This is a genomic window from Arthrobacter sp. StoSoilB22, from assembly GCF_019977315.1.
Classification (GTDB): domain Bacteria; phylum Actinomycetota; class Actinomycetes; order Actinomycetales; family Micrococcaceae; genus Arthrobacter.
This window is the reverse complement of sequence record NZ_AP024652.1, coordinates 2385412-2397133: the sequence shown is the minus strand read 5'-3', so window position 1 is coordinate 2397133 and position 11722 is coordinate 2385412. Positions and strand designations below refer to the sequence as shown.

At 61.3% G+C, this 11722-nt stretch carries 10 protein-coding genes; 6 read left to right on the top strand and 4 right to left on the bottom strand.

What is annotated here, in order from left to right; translation table 11 throughout:
- Window positions 1-14: 14 nt before the first annotated feature.
- Entirely contained in the window at window positions 15-920 is a 906-nt protein-coding gene (locus LDN70_RS11145; protein ID WP_142939166.1) for a PAC2 family protein, read from the top strand.
- Window positions 921-994: 74 nt separating this feature from the next.
- Here LDN70_RS11145 and mshC read toward each other — a convergent pair whose 3' ends face one another.
- A complete protein-coding gene (mshC, locus tag LDN70_RS11140) occupies window positions 995-2272 on the bottom strand; it encodes a cysteine--1-D-myo-inosityl 2-amino-2-deoxy-alpha-D-glucopyranoside ligase (protein ID WP_223940340.1) in 1278 nt (425 codons plus the stop codon).
- 15 nt (window positions 2273-2287) lie between these two features.
- A complete protein-coding gene (locus tag LDN70_RS11135) occupies window positions 2288-3121 on the bottom strand; it encodes an undecaprenyl-diphosphate phosphatase (RefSeq protein ID WP_166840700.1) in 834 nt (277 codons plus the stop codon).
- A gap of 52 nt (window positions 3122-3173) precedes the next feature.
- Between LDN70_RS11135 and LDN70_RS11130 the strand changes: the two genes are divergently transcribed.
- Window positions 3174-4106, top strand: a complete 933-nt coding sequence (locus LDN70_RS11130; RefSeq protein WP_142939169.1) for an aldo/keto reductase — start codon at window positions 3174-3176, stop codon at window positions 4104-4106.
- 6 nt (window positions 4107-4112) lie between these two features.
- On the opposite strand, the gene rfbA is transcribed toward LDN70_RS11130, so the two are convergent.
- Window positions 4113-4979 carry a glucose-1-phosphate thymidylyltransferase RfbA gene (gene rfbA / locus LDN70_RS11125; protein WP_142939170.1) on the bottom strand — a complete coding sequence of 289 codons (867 nt, stop codon included), beginning with the start codon at window positions 4977-4979 and terminating at the stop codon, window positions 4113-4115.
- A 53-nt stretch (window positions 4980-5032) separates the two neighbouring features.
- On the opposite strand from rfbA, the gene rfbB reads away from it, so the two are divergent.
- The 4 genes from rfbB to LDN70_RS11105 all read left to right on the top strand — a co-directional run bounded on the left by rfbB (window position 5033) and on the right by LDN70_RS11105 (window position 10367).
- Window positions 5033-6031: a dTDP-glucose 4,6-dehydratase gene (rfbB, locus tag LDN70_RS11120; RefSeq protein WP_142939171.1), complete on the top strand. Its 999-nt coding sequence runs from the start codon at window positions 5033-5035 to the stop codon at window positions 6029-6031.
- Between the two features lie 3 nt (window positions 6032-6034).
- On the top strand, window positions 6035-7444 hold the full coding sequence (locus LDN70_RS11115) for a sugar nucleotide-binding protein (protein ID WP_223940339.1): 1410 nt from the start codon (window positions 6035-6037) through the stop codon (window positions 7442-7444).
- Window positions 7445-7617: 173 nt separating this feature from the next.
- A complete protein-coding gene (locus LDN70_RS11110; protein WP_142939173.1) occupies window positions 7618-9534 on the top strand; it encodes a WecB/TagA/CpsF family glycosyltransferase in 1917 nt (638 codons plus the stop codon).
- The gene (locus LDN70_RS11105; protein WP_166840705.1) at window positions 9531-10367 is read left to right on the top strand and encodes a glycosyltransferase family 2 protein; all 837 of its coding nucleotides are present in this window, start codon (window positions 9531-9533) and stop codon (window positions 10365-10367) included. The genes LDN70_RS11110 and LDN70_RS11105 overlap by 4 nt, the downstream gene beginning before the upstream one ends.
- Here LDN70_RS11105 and LDN70_RS11100 read toward each other — a convergent pair whose 3' ends face one another.
- A complete protein-coding gene (locus tag LDN70_RS11100) occupies window positions 10368-11708 on the bottom strand; it encodes a hypothetical protein (RefSeq protein ID WP_223940338.1) in 1341 nt (446 codons plus the stop codon). It lies immediately after the preceding gene.
- Between the last annotated feature and the right edge of the window lie 14 nt (window positions 11709-11722).

The following is an 11722-nucleotide window of genomic DNA, read 5'->3' as shown; positions in this document are numbered from 1 at the left end:
CGTAGGGTGAGTGGATGAACAGTGTGGACGGGACCCCCGAAGGACAGGACATCACCGCGGAGCCCGAGCGTTTCCTCAAGGAACCCGCGGACGGCCGGCGTGTCACCGTAATGCTTGCCGCGTTTGAGGGCTGGAACGATGCCGGTGAGGCCGCCAGCGATGCTCTGCACTACTTGAACAAGCTCTGGGACGGCAAGAAGGTGGCCACCGTGGACGCCGAGGAGTACTACGACTTCCAGTTCACGCGGCCCACGGTGCGCCGGACGTCCTCAGGCGCCCGAAAGGTGAAATGGCCGTCAACCCGGATTTACAAGGCTGAGGTTCCGGACAGCAACGTGGATGTGGTCCTGGTTCTCGGCACCGAACCCTCATACCGCTGGCGTGCTTACACCACAGAATTGCTGGTCCATGCGGAAGCGCTCAAAGTGGACTCCGTGATTTTGGTGGGCGCACTGCTGGCCGATGTCCCCCACAGCCGTCCGATTCCGGTGAGTACTACCACCGAGGACAGTTCACTGCGGGAGCGCCTGAACCTGGAGGCATCCCAATACGAGGGACCAGTGGGCATTGTGGGTGTGCTCGCAGAGTTCGCAATGCTGGCAGGGCTGCCCACAGTCTCATTGTGGGCAGCAGTACCTCATTATGTCGCCCAGCCGCCCTCCCCCAAAGCACAGCTGGCGATTCTGCACAGGATCGAAGACCTCCTCCAAGTTCCTTTGGACAGCCAGCCATTGGCTGAAGAATCTGAGGCTTGGGAACGCGGAGTAGACGAGCTTGCAACAGAAGACCCTGAGATTGCCGCCTATGTGCGGCAGCTGGAAGAAGCGAAAGATACAGCTGACCTGCCGGAGGCCTCAGGCGAATCCATTGCCCGTGAATTCGAGCGGTACCTGAAACGGCGCGGTAAAGAACGTCCCTAAGAGGACAAACCCCTCAAACAAGCAACGGCCCTGGCATGATGCCAGGGCCGTTGTTGGTTTTTCTTGGGAGTCGCTTAGAGCTCAACCCCGAGCAGAGCATCAATGGCGTCAGTAACAAGGGCGGCATCCGTAGCCGAGCTGACCGCGTCGGCGCGAATCGCTTCCCCTGCCCAATGGTCGACGACGGCGATGGCCCCCGGGGCGTTGAGGTCGTTGGCCAGTTCACCGCGCATGGCCGCTGTCAAGGCCGCAGCAGATCCAGCAGGGGCGTGATCCACAGCTATGCGCCACCGCTTGAGACGGTCTTTGGCTTCTGCAAACCCGGCATCGGTCCATGACCAGTCGGAGCGGTAGTGATGGGCCAGGATTGCCAGACGTATTGCCGCGGGTTCCTCACCGGCAGCGCGAAGTTTTGAGACAAGAACCAGGTTGCCTTTGGACTTGCTCATCTTCTCTCCGTCCAGCCCCACCATTCCGGCGTGCGCATAATGGCGCGCAAGCGGAACTCCGGAGAGTGAATAAGCATGGCCGGCGCCCATTTCATGGTGCGGGAACACCAAGTCGGAGCCACCACCCTGAACGGTGAAGGGTGCAGGAAGATACTTTTGCGCGATCACCGTACATTCGATGTGCCAGCCGGGACGGCCGTCGCCGAGGGTGGCGCCGGGCCAGCTCGGCTCGCCCTCACGGGCAACCCGCCACAGCAAAGGATCCAAGGCGTGGCGTTTGCCCGCCCGGGCCGGGTCTCCACCGCGTTCAGCGAACAATTCCAGCATGTCCTTCTCACCCAGGCCGGAAACATCGCCCAGCGTCCAGGCGTCTGTGGCGTCTGAGCGCTTGCCGGCGGTCTCGACGTCGTAGTAAACATCGCCGTCGGGCTCTCCTTCGGAGCCGGCAACCCGGTAGGCAACGCCGTCGGCGATCAGTTGCTCAATGGCCGGAACAATGTCCGGGATGGCCTCCACAGCGCCGATGTAGTGGTTCGGCGCGAGGACGTTCAAAGCGTCCATATCTGTCTGGAACAGCTCGATTTGGCTCTGGGCCAAGTCACGCCAATCCACTCCGGTAGCTGTAGCCCGCTCCAAGAGGGGGTCATCAATATCCGTGACGTTTTGGACGTAGGAGACCCGGACGCCGGAATCGCGCCAAGCGCGGTTCAGGAGATCAAACGCCACATAACTGGCTGCGTGTCCCATATGAGTCGCGTCATACGGGGTGATGCCGCAGACATACATCGACTGCTCCGGCTGCTTCTCAACGTCCACCACCCGCCCAAGGGCTGTGTCATACAGCCGTAGTTGCGGCAGGCTGCCGGGCAGCTCAGGTACAGGGCGGGAGGTCCACGATTTCACGACTTAACCTTAGTGCTAGGCGCTGATCACGCCGAAACCGAGGAGGACATACAAGGCCAGACCCAGGAGGATCCGGTACCAAACGAACAGGCGGTAGCTGCGGGTGGAGACGAATTTCAGGAACCAGCCGATGATGATGTAACCCACCACGAAGGCGATGACCGTGGCCAGCGCAGTCTCCGGGAGGCCGTAGGGCCCGCCCAAGCCTTCGTTTGAAACCGTTTTGTAGAGCTGGTACAGGCCACTGCCGAACACTGCCGGTATGGCCAGGAGGAAGGAGTACCTGGCGGCGGCTTCACGGGTGTACCCCATCAGGAGGCCGGCGGTGATGGTGCCGCCCGAGCGTGACACGCCGGGGATCAAGGCCATCGCTTGGGCGAAGCCGTAAAGAATGCCGTGCTTATAGCTCAGTTGGGTGAGATCCCTCTCCTGCCGGCCAATGGCATCGGCTACAGCAAGGATCATGCCGAACACGATCAGCATGGTGGCCACAATCCACATGCTGCGCAGCACTGACTCGATCTGGTCCTGGAACAACAGGCCGAGGATGATGATCGGCAGGCTACCGATGATCACCAGCCAGCCCATCCGGGCATCCGGGTTGTTCCGCTCTACCTTCCCTGTGAGGGAGCCGAACCAGGCCCGGACGATCCTTACGATGTCGCGCCAGAAGTAGACAATCACGGCGGTTTCAGTTCCCAGCTGCGTAATCGCCGTGAAGGCAGCGCCGGGGTCTGAGGCATTGGGAAGGAACGAGCCGACAATCCGCAGGTGTGCGCTCGAGGAAATCGGGAGGAATTCGGTGAGGCCCTGCACCAGGCCCAGCAAGGCTGCTTCTATCCAGTTCACGTGAATAGACCCTACGTCATGAAGTCCTCTAACTCCCCGTAAGCTAACTGCTATGCAGCAGCGTTATGTCGGAAACAGCGGATTCCGTGTGTCCTCATTGTCCCTCGGAACCATGTCCTGGGCACAGGAGACCGACGAACAGGACGCTGCTGAACTCCTCCACGCATTCGTTGCCGGGGGCGGCACCGTGGTGGACACAGCAGCGTCCTACGCGCAAGGGCGGGCAGAAGCCATGTTGGGATCCATGCTGGGCGATGTAGTGGCCCGGTCCGAGATTGTGATCTCCACCAAAGCCGGCGTGTCGTCAGCAGACTCCAGGCGAAGCGTCAACGCATCGCGGGGTGCACTGCTGTCCGCCCTTGATGCCAGCCTGGCCAGGCTGGGCACTGATTACATTGATATCTGGTTCGCTCACGAGTGGGATCCGAATGTACCACTGGACGAAACTCTCTCTGCCTTGGAACTAGCCCAGCGAAGCGGACGTGCCCGCTACGTTGGGATATCCAACTACAACAGCTGGCAGACAGCCAAGGCAGCGGCCGTGGCCGGTTTTACCCTGGTGGCAAACCAGTCCGAATACTCCCTCGTCCAACGCAAAGCCGAGGAAGAACTCATCCCTGCCGTGGAAGACGCCGGACTGGGGCTGATGGCCTGGGCGCCTTTGGGCCGTGGTGTGCTGTCCGGTAAATATCGTGGACAAATACCTGCCGATTCCCGTGCCGCACAAAGCCGCCTTGCCGGTTACATTGAGCCCTATCTGGAATCGCGGGCGTCGCGCGTGGTTGAAGCAGTGGCGATGGCAGCCCGCGGACTGGGCCGCACTCCCCTAGACGTGTCCCTCAGCTGGTTGCTCGCCCGGCCGGGGGTAGCCACCGCAATCGTTGGCCCCAGGAACGCTGTTCAGCTCAAGGAACTGCTGGACGCGCAACTGACGGTTCTGCCGGCTGAGATTGCCCGCGCCCTGGAGGACGTTTCAGCAGCGTAGCTGGGTCTACTGGCGGTCCAGAATGTCCAGCAAGTAGCTTCCATAGCCGCTTTTTGCGAGCTTTGCAGCCTGCTGGCGGAGTCCGTCGTCGCTCAGGTATCCCATGCGCCAAGCCACCTCTTCGGGAGCCCCGATCTTCAAACCCTGCCGGTTCTCCGTGGTCCGGACGTAGTTTGAAGCGTCATTGAGGTCGCTGAAGGTGCCGGTGTCCAGCCAGGCAGTGCCCCGTGGAAACTTCTGCACATGCAAGCGGCCAAGTTCCATGTATTTCCGGTTGATATCCGTGATCTCCAGTTCCCCGCGCGGCGACGGTTGCAGGTCTTTCGCCATGGCAACAACGTTGTTGTCATAAAAGTAGAGCCCTGGAACGGCATAGTTGCTTTTGGGGACTGCGGGCTTTTCTTCAATGGAGACGGCCATTCCATGATCGTCGAACTCCACCACGCCGTACGCGGACGGATCCTTGACCCAGTAGCCGAAGATCGCACCGCCGTGGACGTCGGTGTAGTGCCTCAGCTGGTTGCCCATGCCGGGTCCATTGAAGATGTTGTCACCCAGGATCAGCGCCACGTTGCCGTTTCCGATGTGGTCCTCGCCCAGGATGAACGCCTGGGCAAGGCCGTCCGGGGTGGGCTGCTCTGCGTAGCTGAGATTGATGCCGAACTGTGAACCATCTCCGAGGAGCCGCTGGAACTGCGCGGCATCGCCGGGCGTGGTGATGACAAGAATGTCGCGAATTCCCGCCAGCATCAGCGTGCACAGAGGATAATAGATCATCGGCTTGTCGAACACCGGAACCAGCTGCTTACTGATTCCGAGCGTGATGGGATGAAGCCTTGAACCCGTTCCACCTGCAAGAACAATTCCTCGCAAACCTGCCGTCCTCACCTGTGCCCAGTATTGCCGCTGGCGGTTACTCTAGGGCCATGCAGAGAATCCTTGTCACCGGCGGGGCCGGATTCATCGGATGCAACTTTGTCCACTACATCATGGAGCACACCGGGCTTCATGTCACGGTATTGGACAAACTGACGTATGCCGGGAACATCGAATCTCTCTCCGGGCTGCCGCCGGAGCGCTTCACCTTCGTCAAGGGAGACATTTGCGATGCAGTGTTGGTTGACAAGCTGACGGAATCCGTTGAAGCGGTGGTGCATTTCGCAGCAGAGTCCCATAACGACAATTCGCTGCAGGATCCCCGACCCTTTCTTGATACAAATCTTGCGGGAACGTTCACCATGATCGAAGCCGCACGAACGCACGGCACGCGATTCCATCACATTTCCACCGATGAGGTCTATGGCGACTTGGCGCTGGACGATCCCCACCGCTTTACGGAGAATTCCGTGTATCGGCCAACGAGTCCCTATTCGGCAACGAAAGCCGGCTCGGATATGTTGGTGCGCGCGTGGGTGCGCTCATTCGGCCTCAAAGCAACCATTAGCAATTGCTCCAACAATTACGGCCCGTACCAGCACGTGGAGAAATTCATACCGCGGCAGATAACCAACATCCTGGACGGGAACCGGCCACATCTTTACGGCAGCGGGCGGAATATTCGTGACTGGATCCACGTGGAAGACCATTCCTCCGCAGTCTTGGCAATTTTGGAGGGCGGACGCGTGGGCGAAACCTATTTGATAGGCGCAGACGGCGAAAGGTCCAACCGGGAGGTGGTTGAGATGCTGCTCTCCCTCGCAGGACGGCCGCGCGAAGCATATGACCTGGTCACGGACAGGCCAGGTCATGATCTGCGGTACGCCATCGATTCGGGCAAACTTCGGCGTGAGCTCGGTTGGGCGCCCCGCTATTCGGACTTCGACGCCGGACTGGCTGACACCGTCCAGTGGTACAAGGACAACGAACAGTGGTGGAGACCGCAGAAAGCGGCCACGGAATCCAAGTACGCAGGTCAAGGGCACTAAGGCGTGGAACAGGGACGCCAGCTACGTTCACGGGCCACGCCCATCCCCGGACTGCTGCTGTTTGAGCTTCCTGTTCATGGGGATGGCAGAGGATGGTTCAAAGAGAACTGGCACCGGGGCAAGATGCTTGATGCCGGGTTGCCGGACTTTGGCCCGGTGCAGAACAACATCTCCTTCAACGCAGTTCGTGGAACGGTTCGCGGTATCCATGCGGAGCCTTGGGACAAGTTCGTTTCACTGGCCTCCGGACGGATCTTCGGCGCGTGGGTGGACTTGCGGGAGGGGCCAACGTTCGGGACGCTGTTCACCGCAGAACTGACCCCCGGCGAGGCCATCTACGTCCCCCGCGGCGTGGGCAACGCATTCCAGACCCTGGAGGACCACACCGCCTACACGTACCTGGTCAACGACCATTGGAGCACGGAGGCACAGAAGGACTACACGTTCCTTAACCTCGCCGACGAGGATGTGGCAGTTCCCTGGCCGATCCCCTTGGATCATTGCGTAATCTCCGCGCCGGACCAGAAGCACCCACGGCTGGCAAACGTCGTGCCAGTGCCCAGGCGGCGCACTCTGGTCCTTGGAGCGGACGGCCAGTTGGGCACTGGCCTTCGGAGTGCCTTCGCGGGTGACTCCACAGTGGAGTTCGCGGGCCGCGCGCGGTTCGACATCACCTCCGAGGACTCCTATCGGGCTGTGAACTGGCGCGAATATTCCGCCATCATCAACGCCGCCGCGTTCACCGCGGTAGATGTCGCCGAAACACCGGAAGGCCGGGCTGCTGCCTGGAGCATCAACGCCGCCGCCGTTTCCCGCTTGGCGCGTACCGCCGTCGAGCATTCACTAACTCTTGTCCACATCTCCAGTGACTACGTTTTCGACGGCACAGCAGAGGTTCACCTCGAGGATGAGCTTCCAGCTCCCCTGGGGGTCTACGGCCAAAGCAAGGCTGCCGGCGACCTCGCGGCGGGCATCACGCCAAGGCATTACATCGTCAGGACTAGTTGGGTAGTGGGCAGCGGCAGGAACTTTGTTCGAACCATGGCGGCGTTGGCCGCGAAGGGTGCCTCGCCAACGGTGGTGAATGACCAATGGGGGCGATTGAGTTTCGCGTCCGACATCGCAGCGGGCATTCGTCACCTGCTCCTCAACAAAGCCCCGTACGGGACGTACAACCTCAGCAACGGTGGCAACCCCCAGACCTGGTTTGAGCTGGCCCGCGATGTCTACCGCCTTGTGGGCGCCGATCCGAATCTGGTGCGTCCGATCGGCACCGCCGACTACGCAGGACCCCGCACTGCTCCAAGGCCGCGCAGCAGCGTCCTGGATTTGTCCGGTATCCGCGCGACCGGATTCGATCCACCCCCGGCAGCACAGCGTCTGGCCGAGTACATCAAAGGCCTGGAACTCTAGCGGAGTCCTGCGAAACGTCCTAAAGTAGCCGTACGGCAGCCTCTTGCAGGAGGCCGGGAGACAACTCAAATAAACATGTTGACACGGCGGCACTGGTCCGCCACCGACGATCCAGGCAGTGCAGCAGCCTCGGATCGTCGGCCACATGGTGATGCCTTGAGTTGGAGCCGAGAATGCTGCTACCGAAAATCATGCCCGTGGGAGATCTCCTCCACAGGGCAGTCCCCCACTTTTACCCGCGTCGCGGCGTCCCCGCCGGCGTACCCCAGGGCGAGGACCACCACAGTGTGGCCGCTTCCGCAGAGACGGTGGCTAAGGCTCCTTGGGTGAATCTGGGCGGGGTCCCGGTCAAGCTCATGGAGGCTGAGGGCGCGCTTCGGGAAATTTTGGATCGCGCCGGCTCCCCCGATGCTCCCCCTCTGGGCGTCTGCTCCGCAAACCTGGACCATATCCGACACTTCGGAACCGGAAGCCGCTGGATAGGCACTTTGGACCCGCCCGCGCCTGTTGAATGGTTAACCCTGATTGACGGCGCCCCCCTGGCCACCCAGGCTCGGCGCCTGACGTCAAAGACATGGCCCCGGCTTGCCGGCAGCGACCTCATTCACCCCTTCCTGGCAGGAGCAGCGGCACGCGGCTTGCGCCTGGGTTTTCTGGGAGGTTCGGAAGAGACCCAAAAACTGATCGCAAGCAAGTTCGTAACCGAGCGGCCTGAGCTGAAGGTAGTTGGTTGGTGGGCTCCCGCCAGGTCCACGCTGGGAGACGCAGCAGCCTCCCGCAGGCTCGCCCGGGAGATACGGGCGGCATCGCCCGATGTCCTGATTGTTTGCTTGGGAAAACCCCGACAGGAACTGTGGATAGCCGAGTACGGTCACCTGACCGGCGCCAAGGTCCTGCTGGCATTCGGTGCCGTGGTCGATTTCCTGGCGGGGAACGTCCGGCGGGCTCCCTCCTGGGCCAGTTCGCACAGCCTTGAGTGGGCATGGCGCCTGATGCTGGAGCCACGCCGCTTGGCACGCCGTTATTTGGTGGAGGGGCCGGAGGCATACGTGAAGTTGCGGACCGCCAGCAGTTCCGACGTCGAGCCAAGAAAGCTGCTTTCCAGCGCCGCATACGCTGTCCCGGAACCCGTGCCCAGCCGGGCTCCGGGATCGTTCGTCCCGGCCACCGAAGCGGCCGACGTCGCCGTCGTGGTTGTCACCTACAACAACGCTGACGACGTCGGGCCGCTGGTGGCGAGCCTGCGCAAGGAAGCAGCCGATGTTTCCATCAAAGTGGTGGTGGCGGACAACTCCCCGGATGAGAGCACGCTGCGTGAGCTCGCACACCACCCCGACATCACAGCAGTGCGAACGGGCGGAAACCTCGGCTATGCGGGCGGAATCAACGCTGCGTTCTCTGTTGCAGGGGAAGCAGGAAGCTACCTCATCCTGAACCCGGACCTCCGCGTGGAACCAGGCGCGGTGGCCGCCATGCTCCAGCGGATGGATGAGCAGGGAGCCGGCATGGTGGTACCGGTCCTGTTGGACGATGACGGAAGCATCTACCCGTCGCTACGCCGTGAACCGGGCGTTCTGCGAGCGCTGGGTGATGCTGCTTTGGGTAGCCATGCGAAGGGCAGGCCGGGTTGGTTGTCGGAGATGGACTTTGACACTGAGAGCTATTTGCACGGGCACCGGGTTGATTGGGCCACGGGTGCGGCTCTGCTGATTAGCTCTGCGGCGTCGGAGGCGGTGGGTGCTTGGGATGAGCAGTTCTTTTTGTATTCGGAGGAGACGGACTATTGCCATCGGGTGAGGTCGGCGGGTTTCTCCATTTGGTTCGAACCCGCTGCCCGGATGTGGCATGAACGTGGTGGTTCGGGGTCATCTCCGCAGTTGACTGCTTTGATGTCGGTCAACAGGGTGCGGTATGCAGAGAAGTATCTTGGACGTGGGCGGGCGTTGGCATTCCGTGGTGCTGTGTTGGCTGCGGAAATTGCGCGGTTGAACAAAGCCGGGCATCGGGATGCTGCATTGGCGGTCCTTATGCAGCGGCGTTGGGAGAGGCTCCCGCACGCGACGCGGACCACGACGGCAGCCACGCCATGACTGTTACCCATCCTTCCGGTGCGGTGATCATCCCGGCGCATAATGAGGCCGGTGTTATCAGCAGGACGCTTGAGGCGTTGAGCGAGGTCATCGCGTGGGGCACAGTTGATGTGGTGGTGGCATGTAACGGGTGTAAGGATGCCACGGAGGCTATCGCGTCGAGGTACGGGGGTGTTCAGGTGCTTCACGTGCCGGAGGCTTCCAAGACTGCGGCGTTGAACGCTGCCGATCAGGCAACGCAGCGATGGCCGCGCGTGTACCTGGATGCCGATATTGAAGTCAGTGCCCCTGCGCTTCATGCAGTTTTTGTTGCTTTGGAGGATGGGACTTTGCTGGCTGCCCGTCCGGCTTTTCGCTATGACACCGAGGGCGCTTCGGTATTGGTGCGCTCGTATTACCGTGCCCGTTCCCGTATACCGGGCAATGCCGAGGCGCTTTGGGGTGCGGGTGCTTATGGGTTGAGTTTCACCGGGCATGAGCGGCTGGGGTCTTTTCCCCCTCTTACTGGTGATGACTACTATGTGGATCGGCTCTTCTCTGCCCATGAGAAGGCGGTGTTGGCTACGGTTCCTGTGGTGGTGCGGACGCCCCGGACGTGCAAGGCGTTGATGTCTGTTCTTAGGCGCACGTATCGGGGCAATGCGGAGCAGGATCTCGTATCCGGCGGTGCCTCCACGGCGAGGACTGTACGGCAGTTGCTTGCCTCCGTCAGGGGGCCGCTGAGCGTTTTTGATGCCGCCGTTTACGTCGTGTTCGCCGGTGCGGGCCGCCGTCGTGCGCTGTTTGGCCCTCAGGCGCTGCCTGGTTGGGAGCGGGACGACACCAGCCGTTAGTCAGAAGCCGCAGCTGCCCCCGCCTTCAATGCTGTAAAGGTGGACGGCGTTGCCGTCGGCGAAAGTGTCGGTGAAGGTTCCGGCCACTATGGGGATGGTGCGGTTTTCGTCGATGACGACGGCGGTGCTGCCGCCGCATTTCAGCGTGAAGGTCGCTGCGCCGCCGGTGTTCTTGTTCGCTCCCGCGAAGATGTAGACGTGGCCGTTGTGGAGTTTGGTGGCGAGGTCTACGGGGCCGGTGACTGTGGTGGCGCCGTCAAGGAAGGGGGCGTTGAGGACGGGTGCGAGGTCTGTGATTTGCTTGTTCACGGAAGTGAGTGTGGGCACTATGTCTTTGCCGCAGTCCCTAATGACGTGTTGGGTGACGCATGGGCCGCCGAAGTTGTGGTTGAAATAGATGATTCCCCGGGCGCCGTGGATGAGGCTGCTCCAGACTGCGGCCTTGAGTTCAGGGCCGGTGATTGTTGTGGTGTTGGGGACATCGCCTGAAGGATGGCCATTCTCTACGAACGCCCACACAGGAATTCTGGTGGCGGGGTCCTGCAGATTCCGTAGCCTGTCGATGGTCCAGCCATAGTTGGCAGCTAGTCGGCATTCCTCTCGCGTCAGGTCTCTTGCATAGCCAACAATGGCACCTCCTTCGCCTTTGCCGCAGATGTTGGGATCGGTGAACCAGTAGTTATCCGCGGAGACCACATCCTGGACTCCCCTGATGAATCCGTGGGCTTCCTGGTCGGATTCCCAGAAGGTGACGCCTTTTCCGTAGTTGGAGTAAAGCAAGACGTTCTGTGGTGCGTATGCCCGCCGTTCCTTCTGTATGGTGTACCCGCATGGTGTGCCTTCGGGAAAACACGGTGCGCCGTCCCCTGGGTATCTGCCGGTCCATCGGGCGTCCCCCGGGCCTGCCCACATGTCCACTTCGTCGCTCAAGACGTAGCCCGCGGCAGCAGCGTGCCGAAAAGTTGGCAGCGCATACATGCCGGAGTCTTTGATCAACTGCACGTCGGAGTTCCCTGTCAGTTCAACGTAGGTGTTGATGCCGGCTGCCGAGTCCATGGCTGTGTTGCCTTTGTCCAGGACGCTTTCCAGCCACACCCCCAGAGGAAAGAAGGATGGGTCTGTTGGAAGGCTGTTGGCAAATTTCCCGTAGTAGTCCGGTCCTCCGTCCACGTCGCGCAGTGCCAGGGACGTTCCGGGCGCGGACCCGCTGCTGGGGGAACTTCCGGGAACCGGCAGGGCTGAGGGCGTGGGGGTCCGGCTTGATCCCACGACGGCGATCAGGCTGACGGCCGCGATTGCGAGCGCAGAACCGGCCCAGAGGCCAACTGTTTTGCCCTTCATTGTTTCCCTTTCCG

What these genes read in the sequence shown, in the direction of transcription:
- LDN70_RS11145 (WP_142939166.1), top strand. Translation starts at nt 15, where the DNA reads ATGAACAGTGTGGACGGGACCCCCGAAGGACAGGACATCACCGCGGAG.
- LDN70_RS11130 (WP_142939169.1), top strand. Translation starts at nt 3,174, where the DNA reads ATGCAGCAGCGTTATGTCGGAAACAGCGGATTCCGTGTGTCCTCATTG.
- rfbB (WP_142939171.1), top strand. Translation starts at nt 5,033, where the DNA reads ATGCAGAGAATCCTTGTCACCGGCGGGGCCGGATTCATCGGATGCAAC.
- LDN70_RS11110 (WP_142939173.1), top strand. Translation starts at nt 7,618, where the DNA reads ATGCTGCTACCGAAAATCATGCCCGTGGGAGATCTCCTCCACAGGGCA.
- LDN70_RS11105 (WP_166840705.1), top strand. Translation starts at nt 9,531, where the DNA reads ATGACTGTTACCCATCCTTCCGGTGCGGTGATCATCCCGGCGCATAAT.
- LDN70_RS11100 (WP_223940338.1), bottom strand. Translation starts at nt 11,708, where the DNA reads ATGAAGGGCAAAACAGTTGGCCTCTGGGCCGGTTCTGCGCTCGCAATC.